Annotated in this window: 15 protein-coding genes; 3 read left to right on the top strand and 12 right to left on the bottom strand. The window is 57.3% G+C overall.

Annotated features, from left to right (window positions below):
* Positions 1–2: 2 nt before the first annotated feature.
* On the top strand, positions 3–1,352 hold the full coding sequence (locus ACM6I6_RS03530) for an aminotransferase class I/II-fold pyridoxal phosphate-dependent enzyme (protein ID WP_414919417.1): 1,350 nt from the start codon (positions 3–5) through the stop codon (positions 1,350–1,352).
* Positions 1,353–2,099: 747 nt separating this feature from the next.
* Here the strand turns inward: ACM6I6_RS03530 and ACM6I6_RS03525 are convergent.
* The 8 genes from ACM6I6_RS03525 to ACM6I6_RS03490 form a co-directional block, all read right to left on the bottom strand.
* A complete protein-coding gene (locus tag ACM6I6_RS03525; protein ID WP_323627919.1) occupies positions 2,100–2,558 on the bottom strand; it encodes an REP-associated tyrosine transposase in 459 nt (152 codons plus the stop codon).
* Between the two features lie 619 nt (positions 2,559–3,177).
* On the bottom strand, positions 3,178–4,605 hold the full coding sequence (locus ACM6I6_RS03520) for a capsule biosynthesis protein (RefSeq protein ID WP_414919416.1): 1,428 nt from the start codon (positions 4,603–4,605) through the stop codon (positions 3,178–3,180).
* 11 nt (positions 4,606–4,616) lie between these two features.
* On the bottom strand, positions 4,617–5,213 hold the full coding sequence (locus tag ACM6I6_RS03515) for a GNAT family N-acetyltransferase (RefSeq protein ID WP_274077704.1): 597 nt from the start codon (positions 5,211–5,213) through the stop codon (positions 4,617–4,619).
* Positions 5,203–6,711 carry an LTA synthase family protein gene (locus tag ACM6I6_RS03510; RefSeq protein ID WP_414919415.1) on the bottom strand — a complete coding sequence of 503 codons (1,509 nt, stop codon included), beginning with the start codon at positions 6,709–6,711 and terminating at the stop codon, positions 5,203–5,205. The genes ACM6I6_RS03515 and ACM6I6_RS03510 overlap by 11 nt, the downstream gene beginning before the upstream one ends.
* A 4-nt stretch (positions 6,712–6,715) precedes the next feature.
* On the bottom strand, positions 6,716–7,492 hold the full coding sequence (locus ACM6I6_RS03505; protein ID WP_414919414.1) for an SDR family NAD(P)-dependent oxidoreductase: 777 nt from the start codon (positions 7,490–7,492) through the stop codon (positions 6,716–6,718).
* Positions 7,489–8,811: a capsule biosynthesis protein gene (locus tag ACM6I6_RS03500; RefSeq protein WP_414919413.1), complete on the bottom strand. Its 1,323-nt coding sequence runs from the start codon at positions 8,809–8,811 to the stop codon at positions 7,489–7,491. The genes ACM6I6_RS03505 and ACM6I6_RS03500 overlap by 4 nt, the downstream gene beginning before the upstream one ends.
* A complete protein-coding gene (locus ACM6I6_RS03495; protein WP_414919412.1) occupies positions 8,748–10,775 on the bottom strand; it encodes a capsular polysaccharide biosynthesis protein in 2,028 nt (675 codons plus the stop codon). The genes ACM6I6_RS03500 and ACM6I6_RS03495 overlap by 64 nt, the downstream gene beginning before the upstream one ends.
* A 348-nt stretch (positions 10,776–11,123) precedes the next feature.
* Positions 11,124–12,185, bottom strand: a complete 1,062-nt coding sequence (locus ACM6I6_RS03490) for a phosphotransferase family protein (RefSeq protein WP_414919411.1) — start codon at positions 12,183–12,185, stop codon at positions 11,124–11,126.
* Positions 12,186–12,440: 255 nt separating this feature from the next.
* Here ACM6I6_RS03490 and ACM6I6_RS03485 point away from each other — a divergent pair, with 255 nt between their 5' ends.
* Together ACM6I6_RS03485 and ACM6I6_RS03480 are read left to right on the top strand one after the other, a co-directional pair.
* Entirely contained in the window at positions 12,441–13,373 is a 933-nt protein-coding gene (locus tag ACM6I6_RS03485) for a KpsF/GutQ family sugar-phosphate isomerase (RefSeq protein ID WP_274077698.1), read from the top strand.
* Between the two features lie 375 nt (positions 13,374–13,748).
* Positions 13,749–15,434: a glycosyltransferase gene (locus tag ACM6I6_RS03480; RefSeq protein WP_414919410.1), complete on the top strand. Its 1,686-nt coding sequence runs from the start codon at positions 13,749–13,751 to the stop codon at positions 15,432–15,434.
* Positions 15,435–15,872: 438 nt separating this feature from the next.
* On the opposite strand, the gene kdsB is transcribed toward ACM6I6_RS03480, so the two are convergent.
* The 4 genes from kdsB to ACM6I6_RS03460 all read right to left on the bottom strand — a co-directional run bounded on the left by kdsB (position 15,873) and on the right by ACM6I6_RS03460 (position 21,435).
* Positions 15,873–17,159, bottom strand: a complete 1,287-nt coding sequence (kdsB, locus tag ACM6I6_RS03475; protein ID WP_414919409.1) for a 3-deoxy-manno-octulosonate cytidylyltransferase — start codon at positions 17,157–17,159, stop codon at positions 15,873–15,875.
* Between the two features lie 31 nt (positions 17,160–17,190).
* Positions 17,191–18,033, bottom strand: a complete 843-nt coding sequence (gene kdsA / locus ACM6I6_RS03470) for a 3-deoxy-8-phosphooctulonate synthase (protein WP_274077695.1) — start codon at positions 18,031–18,033, stop codon at positions 17,191–17,193.
* Between the two features lie 112 nt (positions 18,034–18,145).
* Positions 18,146–20,398: a capsule biosynthesis protein gene (locus tag ACM6I6_RS03465; protein WP_274077694.1), complete on the bottom strand. Its 2,253-nt coding sequence runs from the start codon at positions 20,396–20,398 to the stop codon at positions 18,146–18,148.
* A complete protein-coding gene (locus ACM6I6_RS03460) occupies positions 20,398–21,435 on the bottom strand; it encodes a CDP-glycerol glycerophosphotransferase family protein (RefSeq protein WP_274077693.1) in 1,038 nt (345 codons plus the stop codon). The genes ACM6I6_RS03465 and ACM6I6_RS03460 overlap by 1 nt, the downstream gene beginning before the upstream one ends.
* Positions 21,436–21,520: the final 85 nt, after the last annotated feature.

Raw genomic sequence — 21,520 nt, 5'->3', positions numbered from 1 at the left:
CTATGACCTCTAAAAGTTCACCAGGGCTTGGCGCTTCGATGAAAGACAAGCTGATCCAGCAAGCCCTGGAACGGCGCCTGCGGCAAACCGGCGACAGCGCGCCGCCGGCCTCGCTGGCGGACGTGAGTCGTAATGCCCGGTCGGTGCCGGAGCAGTTCTACCGCTTCGACCAGCATCCCGGTTACCAGCAACTGCGGATCATGCATGACGGCGCGGCGCGCTTTGGCCTGGCCAATCCGTTCTTCAAGCTGCACGAAAGCCTGGCGGGCGCCGAAACCACGATCGGGGGTCAGCGCTTCGTCAACTTCGCCAGCTACAACTACCTGGGGTATTCCGGGCATCCGGTGGTGGCCGAGGCGGCCAAGGCGGCCATCGATCACTACGGCACGTCGGTGTCGGCCAGTCGCCTGGTGTCCGGCGACCGGCCGATCCATCGCGAGCTGGAGGCCGAACTGGCCCGGCTGTACGAGGTGGATGACGCGGTGACCTTCGTCAGTGGGCATGCCACCAACGTCACCACCATCGGCTACCTGTTCGGCCCGCGGGACCTGGTGATCCACGACGAACTTATCCACAACAGCGTGCTGCAAGGCATCCAGTTGTCCGGCGCGCGGCGCTTGAGTTTTGCCCACAACGACCATGAAGCACTCGACCGTCTGCTCGGCGATCAGCGCCAGCATTTCGAGCGGGTGCTGGTGGTGCTGGAAGGCATCTACAGCATGGACGGCGACTACCCGGACCTGCCGCGTTTCGTCGAGCTGAAGAACAAGCACAAGGTGTTCCTGATGGTCGACGAGGCCCACTCGCTGGGCGTCATGGGGGCCAACGGCAAGGGCATTCGCGAACACTTCGGCCTGGCGGGCAAGGACGTCGATATCTGGATGGGCACCCTGAGCAAGACCCTGGCCAGCTGCGGTGGTTACATTGCCGGCGAGTCAGCCCTGGTCGAACACCTGAAGTTCATGGCGCCGGGGTTTCTCTACAGCGTCGGCATGCCGGCCTCGGTGGCGGCGGCGGCACTGGCCGCGGTGCGCTGCCTGGCCCACGACGCCGAACGCGTGGCGACCTTGCAGGCGCGCGGCCAACAGTTCCTCGCCCTGGCCCGCGAGGCGGGGCTGGACACCGGCACCAGCACCGGGCTTGCGGTGATCCCGGTGATCACCGGCAGTTCACTCAAGGCCACGCAATTGTCCGGCGCCCTGGCCAAACGCGGAATCAACGCCCAACCGATCCTGCACCCGGCCGTCCCGGAAAAAGCCGCCCGCGTGCGCTTCTTCGTCTCGTGCCTGCACACCCCAGAGCAAATCGCCGAGACCGTGGCCATCGTCGCGCAGGAACTGCAAAAGCTCTAACGCCCCTTGTAGGAGCTGGCTTGCCAGCGAAGAGGCCCGCCAGCCCAACACAAAATTCAAAACCGCCTTCGCCGGCAAGCCGGCTCCTACAAGTCACGGCCAATGCCACGATGTTTTTGTAGGAGCTGGCTTGCCAGCGAAGGGTCCCTCAAGCCCAACACAAAATTCCAGACCGCCTTCGCCGGCAAGCCGGCTCCTACAAGTCCCGTGCAATGCCACGATTTTTTGTAGGAGCTGGCTTGCCAGCGAAGGGTCCCTCAAGCCCAACACAAAATTCAAAACCGCCTTCGCCGGCAAGCCGGCTCCTACAAATCCCGGCCAATGCCACGATGTTTTTGTAGGAGCTGGCTTGCCAGCGAAGGGGCCCTCAAGCCCAACACAAAATTCCAGACCGCCTTCGCCGGCAAGCCGGCTCCTACAAATCCCGGGCATTGCCACGATTTTTTTGTAGGAGCTGGCTTGCCAGCGAAGGGTCCCTCAAGCCCAACACAAAATTCCAGACCGCCTTCGCCGGCAAGCCGGCTCCTACAAATCCCGGGCAATGCCACGATGTTTTTTGTAGGAGCTGGCTTGCCAGCGAAGGGGCCCGCCAGCCCAACACAAAATTCAAAACCGCCTTCGCCGGCAAGCCGGCTCCTACAGGTCCCGTGCAATGCCACGATGTTTTTTGTAGGAGCTGGCTTGCCAGCGAAGGGTCCCTCAAGCTCAACACAAAATTCAAAACCGCCTTCGCCGGCAAGCCGGCTCCTACAACCAAATGGCGTCCCACAATGGATAATCGTGTACCCGCCTGACCAGGCCAGCCCGCAATGGATTGGCAATGATGTAACGCGCCACGGCCCGTAAATCCTCTTCGCGACGAATCGCCCGGTCATGGAAACCTTTCTGCCACATCTGCCCCGAGCGACCTAAGCGGGCATTCACGGCCCTCGCGCAGCGGGATTTGGTCGCCCTCATCAAGCCAGCCAGCGTGTTGTTCTGGAGCTCGATCAGCCAGTGAAAGTGGTCAGGCATCACCACCCAGGCCAGGGAATTGGCCTGCTCCTCTGTCTGGGCCTGACGAAATTGCTCGACCACCAACCGTCCGACACGCCAATCGCTGAAGAGCGGTTCGCGCAGGCGGGTAACGGCGGTGAGCAGGTATATCTGTCCGGACTGCGAGTAGCGCCCGGAGCGCAGATGGTTGGCATGTGATCGAATGGACAATCCCTTGCCCTCCTTTCTCGGTCGAAAAGGGTAAGGCTAGTGCGCGGGAAATTTGCCATTGAAAAGGTTTGGTTCCGGATATGACTAAGCCAGATGCCACGATGTTTTTGTAGGAGCTGGCTTGCCAGCGAAGGGTCCCTCAAGCCCAACACAAAATTCAAGACCGCCTTCGCCGGCAAGCCGGCTCCTACAAGTCCCGTGCAATGCCACGATGTTTTTGTAGGAGCTGGCTTGCCAGCGAAGGGTCCCTCAAGCCCAACACAAAATTCAAGACCGCCTTCGCCGGCAAGCCGGCTCCTACAGGTCCCGGGCAATGCCACGATGTTTTTGTAGGAGCTGGCTTGCCAGCGAAGGGGCCCTCAAGCCAAATACAAAATTCAAGACCGCCTTCGCCGGCAAGCCGGCTCCTACAGGTCCCGGGCATTGCCACAATGTTCTTGTAGGAGCTGGCTTGCCAGCGAAGGGGCCCTCAAGCCAAATACAAAATTCAAGACCGCCTTCGCCGGCAAGCCGGCTCCTACAGGTCCCGGGCATTGCCACGATGTTTTTGTAATTGGAGCTGGCTTGCCAGCGAAGGGGCCCTCAAGCCCGATACAAGAATCAAGACAGCCGACAATCGTCAGAGCATACCCTTGAGGTACCGACGAACCTGTCGATACCGTGCACAGCCCTCGAGCAGGCTGGTTTTCGGGCGGGCGTTGTGAGCTCGAGCCTGTTGCGGGCTGCAAGGCAATCCACGGATCTGTGCCAGGGATTGTTCATTACCGCACGGCAACTGCAGCGAGTCCGGTCGAATACGCCACAATGGCACGCCATGGACCTCGGCCCGGGCTTTCAGGTCGCTCGATTCAAAGGTATGCCACACCAACAACTTGCCCGTTTCACGAGCCACCGCCGGGAGCAACTCGGCGTTATCGCGAGCAAACGTCAACACCCCCCAGCGGCTATTAAGCAACCTGCGCATCGCCGACCGCTCACGCCGAGGCACGCCAACCACCGTCACGCTCCCGGCAAACCGGCTGTCCTGCTGCTTCTGCCGAGCCAATTGCCGGGCCACAGTCATGACGTCGCAGCGCTGGTCGGTCAACGGGTCGACATAACGGCAATAGCGGATATACGCCGCTGCCACCAATTGCTCCAGGGTCGGGCGTGCCTGGCGGCGGGGGAGGGCCAGGCGGTCATCGGTCAAACCCCAACCGGCATAGAACGGCAGGCCAAAACAGGTCACCGGGATGCCCTGGATTAACGCCTCAAGCCCGGCCTGGCTGGTGCCGACATACACCCGCTGGGCCCGGCGCGCCAGGGAGGCCCAGGACACATGACGACTCTCCAGCACCAGGCCGCGCTCGAGCGCGGCATCGAGCAGGCAGCTCTTCTTGTGGCCGTTGACGCAATCCGGGTGAATCCGCACCCGCACATCCGCCTCGGGATTTTCCGCCAGGGCCGCATCGAGCATCCGAATAAAGTCCGCTTCACACAGCCCGCCACCGGGAATCGAAAAATCGCCGTAGGTCTGATCCACCACCAGCACCAACGGCCGATCCCGACCCAGCGGATCGTCATCACCCAGGTCCGGCGCATTGTTGTACTTGCCGATGCCACTGCTGCGCATCAGCGCAATCAACTCCTGCGCGGTGGCCAGATCCTCTGCGCTCAGGCTGTGAGGCGCCTGCAGAATGTTTTCCAGCAACGAAGGCCGATCGGCCAGGTAGTGAATACCGATCGGATCGACCACCATCGACATTGGCGTATCGCCTTCCACCCCCAGCGACGAAGAACGCAAGAAGCCGTCCTCCAGCGCCACATAGGGAATACCCCAGCGCTTGCACAACACCCGGGCATGGTCGGACGAGCTTTTGTAGCCGATCCCGGAAATCGCCTTCAATCCCGCCGGCCGCTGTTGACCGCGTCGCCACAGCCACTGCGGCGTCCCTTCAGGGTCCAGGAATTCGCTAAGGTGAAAGACCTTCCACATCACCCACTGCGACATGATGCCCACCCAGCCGGGGCCTTCCACCAGAGACTCAAGGGCGACGGGTCGATGCATTTCGTGGGCACTCATGGGCGGGGCGACAACCTGCGGCGCAGATTGATGACCGTGGGGATCGGCATCAGGCGGCTGAGCCAGCTCTTGGTACGTATCGACACAAAGCCGTGGTGGACATAAAACGCCCGGGCGGCGAGGTTTTTCGCCTGCACTTCCAGCTCGATCTTTTCATGGCCGCTGCCCAGCGCCTGCTTGAACACCGCCTGCAACAAGGTGCTGGCGACGCCCTGGCGGCGGGCGACTTTGTGCACGCGCAAGCCGTACAGGTAAAACCCGTAGGACCACTCGCGGCACTCGCTGATCATGAACAGCCCGTAGCGCAGCGTGCCGCCCAACCGGCCGAACTCACGCACGAAGGGCCGCAACCCAGGTGAAAACGGCCCGCGTCGATGGTGTTTGAACGTCGCATAACCGACGGCGCCATCACTGCGATAGGCAAGCAACACCCGGTCCCAATTGATCCCGTCCGCCAACAGGCGGAAACGGCAATCTTCGTCGCCAAGGATGAACGCCAGCGAGCCGCGCCCGGAGCTGATCCACCGTGCAATCGCAGGCGTGCGCTCCGAGGTACTGGAGGCAAGGACGATCTGCACGGGCTCACGCTGCATCGCGTGCCGCCGCCAGGTGGTCGATGAACGCCTTGGCCAGGTGCTCGACACCCAGGTCCGCAGGGGCACTTCCGTTACGTGCGGTATTGGACCAGATGAAGTACTCGGTATCGCCATCCGGCTCACCCAGGGCGCCATAGACGTCGGGCAGGATCGGCACATGGTCACCGAAGAAACACAGCCCGGTCGGCGTGCCGCGCGCCAGCAAATGTTCGCGCAACTGGCCGAGCATGCGGTCGGCGTTGCCAAGGTGGCGCACATACGGGGCGAGGTCGCGCAGGTCTTCAGGCAGGGGACGGTCGAACCATTGTCCGAGATCGGCTGCCGCGACGCTTTCCAGGTGCAGCGGCCCGTGGTTTTCCATGGAGATGGCATGGATGTACAACGGCTGCGTGCGACCCGGGGCATCGAGCAGCTCGCTGATCTTGTCGGCCACCGCGCAGTCACCGATAAACGGCCCGGCCTTCTGCTGCTCTGTGAAGCTGCGCACGTCGATGAATTCGTCGAAGCCCAGCGCCGGCAACACCTTGTCTCGACCGTAGAAACTGCCCACATAAGGATGCACGCACACCGTGCGGTAGCCTCGGCTTTTGAGTTCCAGGGCGATACTGGCAACGCCCTGGCGCGCCAGATGGCGGTAGGGGTTGAAGCGGTGCACGCCGAGCTGGTCGACCTTGATCCCGGTCAGGAAGGCAAACTCGGTCCGCACCGTGTTGGCCCCCCAGGCCGCCACCTGCAACCGACCCTGGGCCAGCGCTTCACCGCGCAAGGTGTCGAACTGGCTGAGCACCTGCCCACGAATGCCGGGCCACAGTCGGCGCGCATCGAAAAACGATTCGCTCTGTACCGACACCAGGTCCGCCAGGGTGGCATCGGCCATGGGGAGTGCCTCCTCGCCAAGAAACGGCGAGTTCAATGACGCCAGCGCTACGGGACGCCGGGCAGCAAAAAAGTACGTCCACAAACTGCCCGCCAGGCCCCAGCGACCCAGGTCAAGTGCAGCGTCGAAGGTCGGTTGCAACGGCTTCAATCCGCCCAGCCAGAGCAGTGCCAACCCAACCAGCAAGGTGCCCGTCGCCACGGCGCGGGCGTTGGCGCCAACCGGTTCGAAATACAGCCCGCAAGCCAGATAGACGACAAACAGCAAGGCCAGGCCAATAGCTTTACCAATACCGAAGAACGGCAGGTACAGGCGCGGATAGCGCACCGCATCGCTGAAGTATTCGAAGTCGGCGCAGACGAAGGGCTCGCGCAGCGAATGATATTTCGCGTTGCTCACCAGCACGATCAACAGCCACAGGGCCAGCACGTTCACCGCGCTGAACCAGGCACGGCCGGTGATCAGGTACAGCAAGCCGACGGCGAACGCCCAGGCGCCGGCATGCAACAGCCACGCGCGCAACGGACGACGCCAGCCGGGGCAGGGCACCATAAGTTTTTCGAAGGCGCACGACAGGACAAAACCGAACACCACCACCAGACCAAACGCACTACTCAACACATCAGGCACCGTAATCCAGCCACCGCAAAATGATCGACGACAGCCGTGGCGGGATAACCCCCAGGGCCCAGCATCCAAGGTTCAGCGGGAACGGAAAACTGATCCGCGCCTGGTTCGCCGCCAGGCCACGCTGAATCCTTTGCGCGGCTTTCTCCGGAGCCCAGAGCAAGGGTTTGGGCCCGGGCATTTCAAAGCACATTTTCGATTCGACGTAGCCGGGCATGATCACGTTGATCTTCACCCCGTCCGCCGCCACCAGGTCGCGCATGGCTTCGCCGTAGGCCTTGATCGCTGCCTTGCTGGCGCTGTAGCTCGGGGTGGCGGGCAGCCCGCGCCAGCCCGCCAGCGAACTGAACAGGGCGATCTGCCCGGACTTGCGCGCGCGCATGAACGGCAACGCCGCCTGCACCGTGGCCAATGCCGCCAGCACGTTGATTTCGATCAGCGCCTGGGACAGCTCCCAAATTTCACCCTCGCCATTGTCGCCGGTGGAGGTGTTGACCCCGGCGCCGACGATGATCAGGTCCGGAGACTCGCTCACGCTGATCTCGCCGATCCAGCGCCGCAAGGCCTCCAGGTCCTGCACGTCGAGTGGCTGCAGCAACACCCGGGCACCGAGGGCACGGCATTGCGCGGCCATTTCTTCCAGGCGGTCCAGGCGCCGGCCTTGCAGGATCAGGGTCACCCCCGGCGCCGCATAGGCCGGCGCCAGGGCACCGCCGATGCCGCCTGTGGCACCGGTGATGAGAATGCAGCGTGGAGACTTGTGCAGCGTCATAGGTACTGTTCGATTTTCGAGGTTTTGGCCATCAACACTTCCAGGGAGTTGTTCACCGCCATGTCGATGCCACAGCGGGTATAGAAGCCGCCGTTGACCTGCGTGGTGTGAATCACCGTGCTGCGAAAGCGTTGAAAGAGCGTGGAGTCAGGTGGTTCCGGGTGGTTCCAGAACTCGTCGAGGCCGCCCTGGTGGGTCAGCCCCTTGAGGTTGTAGATCGGGTCGCTGAGGGCGATGGTCGGCACGTTGTGCATCAGCGACGAGCCACCCACGGTGCTGTTGACCGTGACCACGCCGGCGACGTGGGACAGCAGCGTCGGCATGTGCCCGCTTTCGATGAAGTCCACGCGGTCGGCGATGCCCAGCTTGTGGGCAATGCGCCGGGTGATGCGCTGGTAATTGACGATACCGGGGGTCAGCGGATGGTTCTTCACCACCAGTCGCGCATCGCTGCCGGCATGGCGGGCGAATGAACCCATCACGTGCTTGAGCACATCCTTCATGTGCCGGAACGGCGAGTGGTCGCGGATCTGCGCATCGCTGTCCAGCTGCAGGGGCAACAGGAAGGTGCGGTGGCGATTGCGCGCCACCTCACTGATCACCTCGGAGTCGCGGCCCTTGGCACTCATCAGGCGAATGCCCTGGCGAATGTAGCCCGCATATTCCACCGCCGCGTTGAACGGCGCGTGGGTCTTGTAATGGGGGAACACCACTTTGTTCAGCGCGCCGCCGACGTGATACATCACGTCGTGCAGGGCCCGGGAGGCAAAGGACAGGCGAAATGCATTGCCGTTGTGATAACGCGGGATGTACTTGCCCACCTCCCGATACCACTCCGGATCCCGGGGCAGCAGCGAGTGATTGTTCACGCCGTTGCGCTCAAGGGTGATCCAGTAGGGGCGGAAGTAACCTTCCTCGAACACGTGCACGCGAATGCCCAGCGACCTGGCCAGCTCCACCGCCGGCTGATGCACCGGACGGCAATCGCCGAACAGCACAACATCAGTGATGTTCTCCGTCTTGAAGCAGTGGCTATAGAAATCCGCCAGCTGCTCGGGGCGCGCCGAATAAAACTCCAGCGCACCGCTGCTGTACAGGGTATCGCCCATGTTGAAACTGACGGACTTGACCCGTTGTCCTTCGTTGCGCAGGGCTTGGGCCAGTCGCGCGAAAAACGGCGAACTGACGCCCTGCAAAAACAGGAACGAGTTGCGCGGTTTGGCCGGCACCGGGCGCAGGGAGCGCTGACGGGGAACTAGGATTTCCTGAGGCGTGGTTTCAAAACCGTAAGGAGCAAACGCTGAATCATCTCTCGCCATGTTGGAGTTCTTCCTTGCGTTGGTACTTCATCCCAGTTCTGGATCTCGATTAACGTACGTTCAGGAGTGGTAAATTTTCGGGTGATGCGGCTGACATAAGTCGGGTAGCGGATCAGGGTCGCGGCCACCAGCTCATCCAGGCTCAGGCGCCGGGTGCGGCGCGCCTGGACGTCCGGGCTCAGGTCGCGATCCACGGTCAACCCCCAACCGGCATAAAACGGCTGGCCGTAAGTGGTCACCGGCACGCCGCGCAACAAGGCTTCGAATCCCGATTGCGAAGTCAGCACATGCACCTCGTCGACCTCGGACAACAGTGAGTGGAAAGGCACATCGCCCACCACCTGGTTGCACCAGTCGCTGGTGCGTTCTTCGTCTTCGCCGGCCTCGCGGGTGCCGGCCAGTACTTCGGGGTGCGGCTTGTACAACAGCCACGCCAGCGGATGACGCTTGCGCACCGCCTTGAGCAAATCCAGATTGCGGCGGATCCGGTGCGCGCCATAACGAATCGACGCGTCGGACTCCACCTGGCCCGGCACCAGAATCACCCGTTCGACCCCGGCGGGGCGTTTCCACGGGGTGCCGGGCAGGTTGTACTTGGTCACGCCGGCCACGCAGATCGCTTCGCGCAAGGCCGCTGCGCGCTGCAACAAGCCCGGTTCACACGGCTCGTTTTGCAAGATGTGTTCCAGACGGGAAGGACGGGTGGCGTCGTAGTAGATGCCCAGGTCGTCGAACACCCAGGACAACGGGCGGGTTTTTTTCGCGCCGAGGCCGACGGAGCGCAGGAAGCCGTCTTCGACGCGGCCGAGGTGGCTGACGTTGTTCTGTTGGGCAATTGCCAGGTCATGCTGACAGCCCCAGGTCACCACGTCCGCATTCGAGTCTGCGGGCAGTGGAGCAAACTGAGTGAGTGATCCGTTGAAGAAGTCCTCCACCAACGGATGTTTCCACTTGCTGAACCCGACCATGTGCAGGCTTTGCGGCAAGCGACTGCGCATCCGTCGCTGCAGACCCAGCCACGCCAGCACCGTCTCGACCTGGCACGGCGTGCCTGTCTCCGGGTCGACGTAACGCGGGTATTCCACCAGCGCGGCATGCAGCAATTGCTCAAGACTGACTGGTCGGCGTCGCTCAGGGGCGGGCAGCGCATCAAGGGTCAAACCCCAGCCGGCATAGAACGGCATGCCAAAAGTGTGCACCGGCACGTTCCACAACAGGGCGTCGAAGCCCAATTGCGAGGTCATCACATACACCGCCTGGACGGCTGAGAGCAGCTCGGCGGGGTGCACGTTATCGCTGATCACCTGCACCCGTGGCTGCTTGCGCAACGCCGCAAGGTCGAAGTGCCCCTGCTTGCGCCCGGCCACCACGTCCGGATGGACCTTGACCATCACCGTACTCTGCGGGTGGCGGGTCAGCGCGGCGTCGAGCATGCGCTGGAAATCGGCGGCGCTGGCACCTTGCAACGAGGCATCGCCGTGGGTCTGATCAGCGACCAGCACGCATGGCTGCGGCAATACACAGGCCTCGATCCGCGCCCCGTTGTACTTCGACACACGCTCTTCGCACCAGCCCGCCTGCAAGGAGCGGGCACGCAGCACCTGTGCCTGGGTCAGCGGCAGCGGAATCAATTGTTCGAGACGAGAAGGACCGCTGGCGTCGTAGTAGATGCCCAGCGGATCGACGATCAGCGACAGCGGCGGATCTTCAGCACCCAGGCCCACCGAGCGCAAAAAACCGTCTTCGACCGTAATCAGCGGCAACCCGGCAGCGTCGGCAGCCGCCTTTGCACGTAGCGCGCTGGGTTTGCGTCCCCACGCCAACACGTCATCGGCCCGGGCAATGTCGCCCACCGTTCCACACAGCAGCCGATACTCGGGCAGCAAGGCGGGGAGGGTAGGGATCTGTTGTGCACCTTTGGACAAAATCAGCAAAGAGCGACGCGGTGGAGCGGCATAGTCCATAAAAAACAGCGGATATCCATATCGGGCGCACTCATCAGTCAGGCATGCATCATTGCGTGTGCCTGCAGGAAATGCTCAATGAAATTTGGCGCGAATGATAATACAAATGGAGGGTGGCATTCACAAAAATGTAGGTAATTTCTGATCGCTTTTGTACATAGATTGAAATTGCGCTCAACGCCTGCAGGCCCGCTAACCATCCGCCCGATGAGCGGCATTCGTGGCACTCACAGCGCGATTGACAACCGCAGAAAATCAATTTCCTACCTTGTATGAGCGGGCTTGCCAGCGGAGGCGTCTTCACGTCAAACGACGAACGTGGAACCTAGAGCGTGCGTACCGAATCGCCTAACGGCCCGATGTCACTGGCATCGCCAACAAATATTCATACTTCTCATGCAACAGATCCAACTTGCCCCGTCGCTGATAGTCAGCAATCGTTTTGGGGCGTAGGAAATGCCAAAGGGAATTCTGCAGGAAAAAATAATTGAGGTTGCGCAATGCCTGCTGCTGGTCGAATCGAGTGTCCAGTACCTCTAGATAGGTCGCGAGGAACTCCTCGCGCACTGTCATAAAGCGTTCCATGTCACTGCGTCTAAACACCGCGCTGAGATAGGAGCCACCGTCAAATCCGACACGCCCAACCTTGAACTCGCTCCAGTCGATCATTTGTAGACCCTGAGGCGACAGGAAAAAGTTCTTGCGCAAATAATCCATGTGGCAAAAACAGCGCTGACCCCTTTTTGCCCCATTGGCCTCACGGCGCAATATTGGCCGCAACGCGCGAAGTCGGCGGGGCAGGTCGGCAAAACGGTCATCGTCTCGGGCCAGTTCTTCAAGGGAATGCAAATAGCGCTCGTAATTGAAGCGCGACCGCAGCATATACCAGGGCCGAAAGAAATCCATGGTCCAAAACTTGGGTGCCTGCCACGAGGAAGCAAGGTTCAGATGAAGACTGGACAGTGCTTCGATCTCGGCAATGCCCGGTGCCACGGTCTTTGCGATAGACGACATGCGGGGCGGGCGGCCCTGTATGTAGCTGGTAAATATTAGACTTTCCCACGGCGTCTCAATCACGCCCAGGCACGTTGGATGCTTGAAGTGAACGCTTTCGCTCAGTACGTTGCGCTCCCGATAGAAGCGCGACTCGAGGCTGGTGATAAAGAGAATTTTGCGAATCGATTTCTCGATCACATCCACCGTGGCCCCGGTAGCGAGATGCGTCAGCCGGTGATGGCGAACGTAATTCACGAACGATGCATTGGATGCCAGGTCGGTGGTGACGATGCTGAAATCATCAGCTTGGTAAACAGGCAGGGAAAAGCTCAAGCGTTTTTCCAGCGTGGAGCGACTTAACCAGAAGGTATTCCTGCTGCTGGCGAGTGTTGTGCTATTCGATTCGGTACCCATGCGTTCCAACTGTAAGCAATAATCCATTTTCTGCCTGACACATAAGTGAAGGCGTCGCAATCCTTGCCCACTTTCCGTAACAGTTGACCAGAAGGGGCGCGATAGTACGGATTCCGTCCACTGATTGCCAATTATGTGGCGCGCAACGCGCCTGATTTGGGAAATTTCCTACAGACTGAGGGACTTCCTCGTTCCCTCCCTGACATTGAGCCGTTACCATACGCGCCTTCAAAATCAAGGAGCGATAAGGTCCCCATGAATCACCTTCCAATTGCCAAAGAAGCGCTCTATGCGCAGGCGCAAGCAATCAGTCAGCTGGCGGAGCGCCTGGATGGCGAATTCCAGCGTGCAGTCGAGCTGATCCTCGGTTGCAAAGGTCGCACCGTCGTGTGCGGCATGGGCAAATCCGGCCTGATCGGGCAAAAGATGGTCGCGACCTTCGCCTCTACCGGTACCCCGAGTTTCTTCCTGCACCCGGCTGAAGCCTTCCACGGCGACCTGGGCATGCTCAAGCCGATCGACGTGCTGATCCTGATCAGCTACAGCGGCGAGACAGAAGAACTCATCAAGCTGATTCCGAGCCTGAAATCCTTCGGCAACAAAATCATCGCCATGACCGGCAACGGAAAGTCGACCCTGGCCAAGCACGCGGACATCTGGCTGGACATCTCCGTCGAGCGAGAAGTGTGCCCAAACAACCTGGCACCGACTACTTCCACCCTGGCGACCATGGCCATGGGTGATGCCTTGGCCGTAGCTTTGATCGAAGCCATTCAATTCAAGCCGATGGACTTCGCCCGCTACCACCCCGGGGGCAGCCTGGGTCGTAAACTGCTGACTCGCGTCAGCGACGTCATGCACTCCCCGGCACCCATCGTCACCCCGGCCACCAGCTTCCACGATTGCCTGCTGGTGATGACTCAAAGCCGCATGGGCCTGACCGTGGTCATGGAAGAGGGCGTCCTTGTCGGTATAGTTACCGACGGCGACTTGCGTCGCGCACTGCTCGAAGACGAAGGTGTGATCCACACCACCGTTGCCCACTTCATGACCGCCAACCCGCACACCATTAAGGATGATGCGCAGCTTTCCGAAGCGGAAACCTACATGCTTGACAACAAGATTCGTGCCCTGGCTGTCACCAACAGCGACAACGTTGTCGTGGGTATCGTCGAGATCTTTGACTGATACCGCCAACCTCCATGCTCCGCCAGTTCCTGCGATCTCGTACGATCTTTGTAGGAGCTGGTTTAACATAGTCCAGTGATCTCGGATAATTTTTTTATTTTTCGCGCCGCTAACTTTTCTGGCGCTACCGGTGAGTGCTAACTGTTGTAGTTGTGGCGCGTTACGCTGTTCTAGCGTGCCTCATATCGGTTGATATCTTCACGAGCCTTGTACTCCGAACGTAACGTTTTACGAGTAACCACTCGGACTTCAAATTGCCAAATCCAGTGAATACGACCCTCCCGCCCTCGTGCAGTCGGGGAACTGCTTGTTGTGCGATTCGCATTTATCCGGTGATAATACATCCTACGCATTTTTGATCATGGAAGAATTTTTGTGTTTGGTTTTTTTTCAAAACGCGCTGGGAAGCCGTCAAAAAAAATTCAGGTCGTATCGGTTCTGAATAAATTGTCTGCACAATCAGGTGGCGTTACCCGAGTAGCGATGGCCAGAGCTGATATTCTTTCCCGTCGCGACCTTCGATCACTTATAGCTACGCTTGATTACGATCCCATTATATTCGATTCCATCGCTACACTTCGGGCCGATACTCGCTTAGGCAGTGGTGTGGGGGTTCTGAATTTTTTTATCTATTACGCGATACTTTCTGCATCTGCTGGGAAGAAACTTCTTATCAAGGATTATTATGTAGGTCTTAATGATGGTGTTTTAAACCGGCAGTCCCGATATGTGGGTCTGACAGAGTTTAGGTCGACTGAGTATTCAGATGTCAATGGTCGAGTTTTCGCAAGAGAGCTCGTTGGTTCAGACGGTCATGTTGTTAGTTTTCAATTGGAGGTGCCAGACAGAGAAGTTTTGGTGTTTGGTACAAGAGATGATGCTTGTACTCATTGGTTGAATGAGGTCTCTAATTTCGGTAAGGCAAGTTTATTAATTGCAGATTCATCCACGAAAAGCGGTGTTGTAGCAAGTGTTTCGGCAAGGAAAGCTAGAAAGATTCTCACTTTGCATGGAAATCATCTGGCCTCGCCTTATAAGTTCGGAAGTGATGTAAAGCCTCTTAGTATGGGGATTATTGGTAGTGCACGGTCGGCGGATGCTTTTGTATTGCTTACCGTTGCGCAGGCAAATGATGTTTCAAAGCAATTCCCATACGTCAAAAACTTGTACGTAATCCCGAACTCGGTAGATGCGTGTCCAAGTAGTTCGATCGATAGATCAATTAAAACGTTTGTAGTCGTTTCTCGGCTAGAGTCCGTGAAAAATGTTGCAATGGTTATTCGCGCGTTTCGAATTGCTGTTGATATTGATTCGGAGCTTCGATTGGAAATATGGGGGCATGGGAGCCAGATGGATGCTCTCGATCGATTGATAGTCAAGTTAGGCTTGTCAGATTATGCGCAACTTAAGGGTTATGTGAATCCTGTTTCTGAAAAGTTTTTTGGCGCTCGTGCCTCACTTTCTGCTTCAGTTTCTGAAGGCTTTGGCCTAAGCATTTTGGAATCGATGTCCTGCGGATGCCCGGTTATTGCACTTGCTTCCAATTACGGTCCAGTTGAAATCGTTAAGAATGGTTTAAACGGGTATTTAGTCGAGAATGAGCAGCAGATGGCTGATCGGATAACCCAGTTGGCCAATGATGATGCTCTCTTCAAAGATTTGGCTTCAGGTAGTTTGAAAACTGCACAGTCCCATGATGCTGATATGATAGGCGATCGGTGGGTGACTTTGGTAAAAGATCTCACTGATCCATCTTGGCAAGGCTATAAATCCAAGCGTTCAAAGACTCTGAAAAACTCGCGATCCAGCATTGGAGGAAATATTCTTTTCACTTCACATGCTAGTCAGAAGTTAGATGATTTCAGAAGAGTTGAGATCATTCGGGTTAACCGTAAGCGAATGCTCAACGGAGTGGCCTGTCTGATTGAGCCGGGGGTTTATTCTATCAAGTTATTGGAAAGGGATGAGAAGGGCGGTGTTCTATTGAAATTTTCTCAGGGTAAGAATGTTTATCAAGGAATTGTACCAAACGGATCAATCGAGTTTCGATTGCTATCCTAGGCTAGCGAACGAAGTCTGCCATATTGAAGTGCTACCTGTGGGTTGGATTGTATGCAATCGACAGGTAGCAGGGCAAGGACTGAAGTTAACTTAGAAGGGGCGCAGTTTATAGTCGATCTTTGTAAGCCAGTTCAAGTGTTGAAAGAGTCGGGCCGCGAACCGAGTGGCCAATCCTGGATTTAGGTGCGGCGACGACCCGCAAGACAGACTATTGGTTTTTAACTACTCCACCAACCGAGCCCAAGAGGTACCTACGCACCTGCCCGATAGCTACTATGGCTATCTCTTGAGCGATGATTCACGCCAGTTACAACGCGGACGGCGCGCATGCTGCAGTCGAGCGTCAACCCTACAGTTAAATGCGCGACTCGCTTTTGACTAGATGGAGTTTATTGAGCGCCTACCCCGTTACTTCTCTGCTATGCATGACTCGTCGGCTTACTGCGCCATCTTCGCCATGACCTGCGCATAACCCGCCGCAGTACCCAGTACCGCATCCTTGCCCTGAGCAAACAGAATACTGTCCGCCACTTCACGGAACGCACCGGTACCGCCCGCTGCATCCAATACGTGGGTGGCAGCAGCTTTCACATACACGGGCGCATCCGCCACCGCAAACGACAAGGCGCACGCCGCGAACGCCGGCAGGTCGATGCAGTCGTCACCAATGCACGCCGTTTGCTCAGCGCTGACACCGGCTTCCGCCATCAACTGGTTGCAGGCCGCCTGCTTGTCCTTCACGCCGAACTGGCAAAGAGTAATACCCAAGTCGGCCACACGCTTGCGCAACGTTGCCGAATCACGCCCGGACAATACTGCCACCCGCACACCATTTTCTTCCAGCAGCCGCATGCCCATGCCATCACGCACATGGAAGCGCTTCAGGCATTCGCCGGTAGCATCGTAATAGATGCCGCCGTCGGTGAGCACGCCATCCACATCGGTGATCACCAGGCGAATGTCGTTGAGGGTCGGTCGTGGGGCAGGGGCCTGGCCGCTCATCAGCGCCCGCACTTGCTCCAGGCATTCTGGGGTGTCCACGCCCGGGCCAGTCGGTTCGACCTGGTAGGCCCGAATGCAGTAACCCGCGGCCATCAGCCTCAGTTGCTCGAGTTTCTCCGCGTGCTCTAGCATCGGCTGCGGCAGGCTGCTGTAATCGGCTAGCACATCGCGACGATAGCCGTAGACACCGACATGCTTGAGGTAGTGAGCGACTTCGCCATCCCGAGGGTAGGGGATCGGCGAACGGCTGAAATACAGCGCGTTACCGTTATTGGCCAGCACCACCTTCACGGTGTTGGGGTTGCCAGCTTCGTGCGCTTCGATCGGGTGGCACAAAGTGCCAACCTTCACGCTCGCATCAGCGAGCATGCCCGCAGCCAGCGCCTCGATGTCCGCCGGACGCACCAGCGGTTCATCACCTTGCAGGTTGATGTAGATGTCCGCATCGATCTGAGCCATGACTTCGGCCAGGCGGTCGGTGCCGGAGGGGTGATCCGGCGAGGTCATGACGCACTCACCACCGAACGCCCGCACTGCTTTTGCAACGCGCTCGTCGTCAGTGGCGATCACCACCACATGGGCATTGGCAACTTGCAGGGCGCGTTCATAAACGTGTTGCACCATCGGCTTGCCGGCAATATCAGCCAGCGGCTTGCCCGGCAGGCGAGTCGAGCCGTAGCGGGCCGGAATGACAATCGCGACCCGTTGTTCTGTACTTGCCATGTTCACAATCCTTGTTTCAACAGACTTGGCTTCACGCAATGTTCAATGGCGGGAACGATTTGACCAAGTCATCCAGTGCCTTGATCTGCGCCAGGAACGGCTCCAGTTGATCCAGCGGCAGGGCGCTTGGGCCATCGCACTTGGCTTGATCCGGGTTCGGGTGAGCTTCCAGGAACAGGCCAGCCAGGCCAACGCCCATACCGGCGCGTGCCAGTTCAACGACCTGCTCACGGCGACCGCCCGATGCAGCGCCCGACGGATCACGCTGTTGCAGGGCGTGGGTTACGTCGAAAATGATCGGCAGATTCGCGCAGGTACGCTTCATCACGCCGAAGCCCAGCATGTCTACTACCAGGTTGTCGTAACCCAGGCATGTGCCGCGATCGCACAGGATCAACTGGTCGTTACCGGCTTCCTTGAACTTGTGCACGATGTTCTGCACTTGAGATGGGCTCAGAAACTGGGGTTTCTTGATGTTCACTGGCTTGCCGGTTTTGGCGAGAGCCATCACTAGGTCAGTCTGGCGAGCCAGGAACGCAGGCAGCTGCAGGACATCGACCACTTCGGCGACAGGCGCGCACTGATAAATCTCGTGGACATCGGTAATCACCGGCACGCCGAATTCAGCTTTTACTTTTTCGAAGATCCGCAGACCTTCTTCCATGCCTGGGCCACGATAGGAGTGGATGGACGAACGGTTGGCTTTGTCGAAGCTGGCCTTGAAGACGTAAGGAATGCCCAGCTTGTCGGTCACGCGCACGTATTCGGCGCAGGCAGTCAGGGCCAGGTCCAAGGATTCGAGGACATTGACGCCGCCAAAGAGGACGAAAGGTTTGGTGTTAGAGCATTCAATGTTGGGAGTGATTTTAATCATGTCTACAAGTCCTCTTTGTAAATAATGAAAAGCGCGTTTTGTCGATGCCGCATCGCGATAGGTGCGTAGTGGCATCATCCGCTTTTCTTATCCAGTTACGTGTTGAGTGTCGTTATTCATTAAGCCATGTCGCAAGTCTTTTTTGAATTGCGACATCGTCATTTGCTGCCATCGAATACGAATTTACGTAGTAATGCAGAAGTTTCTGTGTGCGTTGTTGATCAAAAACAAATTCTTCATCGAGGCGGGTTTGAAGTTCGCTAACAGTGCGCGGATAGGCGTGAACTGCATACGAATAGTCGCACTCGCCCGTCACAATCACAGGTCGACCATGTAGTAATGCTTCCAGACCCACACCGGAGTTCACAGTAAAAACTGCTTTTGCACCGGCAATCAGGTCATGTACCGAGGCATCGGACATCTCGATAGCGCCGGAGGCGGTAAGCGAATTTAGTGTTTTTTGCACGGACATGCTGTTGCAGTAGGGGTGACGCTTGACGCGGACTTTAGTCGAGCTGCCGAAGTAGTGCTCTGCAACAGTGCGGACCAGTTCGATGCCGGTAATTTCTGCCAGGGCAGCTACAGTGTCAGTTGGTATTTGCAGTGCGACGAAGACGTAGTCATCCTGGAATGTAATACGTTCTGCTTTTTGCGAATACTTGGAGATATTGTTATGAATGTAAGTATCACGCAGTTCGCGTTCATTCTCTGCTAATGCTTCGCAGGAGAAATTTTCGCTAGAGCGTTCAATCGGCTCATGAATGGTAGCAAGCGAGGAATACCCTGCAAAACCTTGGTGATCCATGCTGCAGCGGCCAGCCAAGGGGACTTCCTGGATGTGCAGGTGGTTACTGTTCAGTGGGGCATTGGTGTGGTAACTGACGACGCGTGCACCTGGAATTCGTGGATCGCAGTTCCTCCAGTTCCATTGATGTCTAGGCACCAGTATCAGATCGCTACGATCAATCAAATAGCTGTACACGTTCGAAAGAAACTCGCGAACGGTGGCATAGCTGGGTTTTTCTTCATTGGGGGCTGCAAAAAATACCGTAGGGATGAAAACCTCCACGGTTTTAGACAGATCGACATGATTGAGGTCAATGTCTACGATCGCTCCATTACGCAATCCGCAAAGGTGAGATGAAATCTCATTGGCGCTGGCGACTTCTACTAACGCGCGGGCTTTACCAAGATTGCGAATGACGGTTTCCAGCCAGCGCTGGTTATCTTCCGATACAGGCTGAGTACCGGTTCTGTTCCGGTTGATGATTTGCTGCGCTTCGTGAAGCCAGCGACACTTCACGGCGACTTTGACTTGATCGTCCGGATTGATGCCTTTTTTACCCTTTTCGGATGCGATAAGTTCACGTGCCTGATTGCGTGCGGTTTGAGTCTTTTCATGCAAGTCCGGGAAGAACGGCGTTGCGCGATTGATCATTGGCATGAACTTCATCAGCGTCTCGCGCGGAAAGTTCAAGATATGCAATAAGGTGTTGCGCGCGTCATTGTACAGCGCATTATCAATCTCAAAGGACAGGCGCTTTACGGAGCCAAATACAGGGTAGCAAGCCTGAGCCGCACAGAGGTAAGAGTAGGCTCTGGCAACCTGAGCATCATCGCGCAACATATCACTGATCCGCATGAGCAGTTTGCGTTCGGATGGAAAATCAACTTGTGCGGCCAGCAGAACCTCGAGCGCAGCCTCCTGGTTGCGAGTCGTCTGATAGGCTTTTGATAGCATCAGGCGGTAGTTCAGTAGTGATGAGATTTCTACCGGAAACGAATTAATAGTTTCGATGACCTTATGGTGTTGATCCAGCTGACTGTAAACGCGTGCCAGGATGTTGAAGTTTGTCAGATTGCTCGGGTCGGTCTTGATCGCCTGGTGTGCCTGGTCAACGATAATGTTAAGCCAGGAAGAGTCGTTGCCCGCCATCAGGAAAGCCTGCTCAAGCTCGCTGCTTGATACCAGTGGTTTGGCCTTTGGCTTGGAGAGTGTCGGTTTTTGTTGTGGTGATTTGGCCGGACGAAAAAGAGCCAGGACTTCCGACACTTGACTGCAGGATGGGGCCCGTAGCAGCGTCTCAACGGCTTCTTCCTTGGCGCCTCGCGCAGCAAGGATCTTGGCCGCCTCAATGTAGCCGAAAGAATTTGATGGGTATTTTTCAATTGCGTAATTTGAGTAGCGTAGTGCTGACTCATGGTTATTATGGGCATTGGCGGCACTAACGGCCTGGCGCAGCTGACCTAGTGATACATTCAGCCGCAGCAGTCTATCTGTACAAGCCAGGCTTGCGCGATGTGCACCAAATTTAGAAAGCAGAAAAATCGCTTTTACAATGATGTGTCGCTGGATGGATAGCATTATTTTTTTACGCTCTGCTTTTTCTTGGCAATTGCCAGCTGACGCTTCGTCTTGTAATACTCTTTCAATTCTTTGCGTACGTAAGACTGAGGCTGGTTCGGCACAAACTCCCCTTTCCACAGCTTTACCAGCGCTTCATGGGCCAGGCTTAACGAGTCTTTGGTGTCGGTAAACAGAGAGCTTCGCAGAGGCTCATACAAGTCGACATATTTTTGCGAATTGTCAGCCAGTTCGGCGATTCCATCAGCCAGGGCTACCGGAGTTTTAATCGACAGGCCCAGTTCGCTGCGTCGAGAATATTCCAGGCTGTACTCGTCGATTTTCTTGCCACCCATCTGCTCAGCCAGGTCTGTGTCGAGCAGTGCGATGGGCTTTCTGCAGTACATGGCATCAAAGATGGCGCCGCTGTAATCCGAGATGACCACGTCGCTTATGGACAGTAGCTCCAGCAGGTCATCATTCGCACCGAAGTGACAAATTGCGCCCATGTCCATTTTATCTTTGCGAGCACTTTCAAGAAGCTCTGTGTTGTGGTGCATTTTCATCAGAACGTTGAAGTTTTCCGCCAGATCGTAAATCGCGTTCACATACTGATCGACGCTGGATAGATCGCCCCAGGTCGGCAGATACAGTACCGTTTTGCGATTCGGATTCAATTTGGCGGCATGCTTGCTTTTGGCTGCCTCGTGAAAAGCGTCGGAGTGCCAGTCATCGTAACGCGGATTTCCAACGGAAGCGGTCGGGCTGAAGTAGTCGATCCTTTCCGAAGCATAAGGGCCATAAGTCAGGCACAGGTCTGCAAAAGCACGCCACGGGCCATAATTATGGGGTTCCTTGGCATAACCATATTGGATCATGGCTATTTTCGACTTTTCGAAAGCTTCAATGCGAGAGAAGGGTGTCTGGCACACGATGATGTCGAAGACGCCATCAAGATTGGCCATTTGCGCGCGGTCCCACACCATGATCGGGGTGCCGGGATTCTTCAGGATGTCATCGCTGAACTCGGAAATGAAGTCCTGGCGCTTTTCAATCACGAAGCAGGCACCAGGAAAAGTGCTGGCTAACTTTTGTATATGGAGGAACTGAAAAGGGTTCCATCCAACAAAACCTATCCTGGGT

This window comes from Pseudomonas sp. IT-P218 (genome assembly GCF_949767605.1).
In the GTDB taxonomy this organism is placed as follows: domain Bacteria; phylum Pseudomonadota; class Gammaproteobacteria; order Pseudomonadales; family Pseudomonadaceae; genus Aquipseudomonas; species Aquipseudomonas putida_AE.
This window is presented reverse-complemented; position numbering and strand designations above follow the sequence as displayed.

Coding starts and splice junctions, on each gene's coding strand:
- ACM6I6_RS03530 (WP_414919417.1), top strand. CDS start 3: ATGACCTCTAAAAGTTCACCAGGGCTTGGCGCTTCGATGAAAGACAAG.
- ACM6I6_RS03520 (WP_414919416.1), bottom strand. CDS start 4,605: ATGCATCGACCCGTCGCCCTTGAGTCTCTGGTGGAAGGCCCCGGCTGG.
- ACM6I6_RS03515 (WP_274077704.1), bottom strand. CDS start 5,213: ATGCAGCGTGAGCCCGTGCAGATCGTCCTTGCCTCCAGTACCTCGGAG.
- ACM6I6_RS03505 (WP_414919414.1), bottom strand. CDS start 7,492: ATGACGCTGCACAAGTCTCCACGCTGCATTCTCATCACCGGTGCCACA.
- ACM6I6_RS03500 (WP_414919413.1), bottom strand. CDS start 8,811: ATGGCGAGAGATGATTCAGCGTTTGCTCCTTACGGTTTTGAAACCACG.
- ACM6I6_RS03495 (WP_414919412.1), bottom strand. CDS start 10,775: ATGGACTATGCCGCTCCACCGCGTCGCTCTTTGCTGATTTTGTCCAAA.
- ACM6I6_RS03490 (WP_414919411.1), bottom strand. CDS start 12,185: ATGGGTACCGAATCGAATAGCACAACACTCGCCAGCAGCAGGAATACC.
- ACM6I6_RS03485 (WP_274077698.1), top strand. CDS start 12,441: ATGAATCACCTTCCAATTGCCAAAGAAGCGCTCTATGCGCAGGCGCAA.
- kdsB (WP_414919409.1), bottom strand. CDS start 17,159: ATGGCAAGTACAGAACAACGGGTCGCGATTGTCATTCCGGCCCGCTAC.
- kdsA (WP_274077695.1), bottom strand. CDS start 18,033: ATGATTAAAATCACTCCCAACATTGAATGCTCTAACACCAAACCTTTC.
- ACM6I6_RS03465 (WP_274077694.1), bottom strand. CDS start 20,398: ATGCTATCCATCCAGCGACACATCATTGTAAAAGCGATTTTTCTGCTT.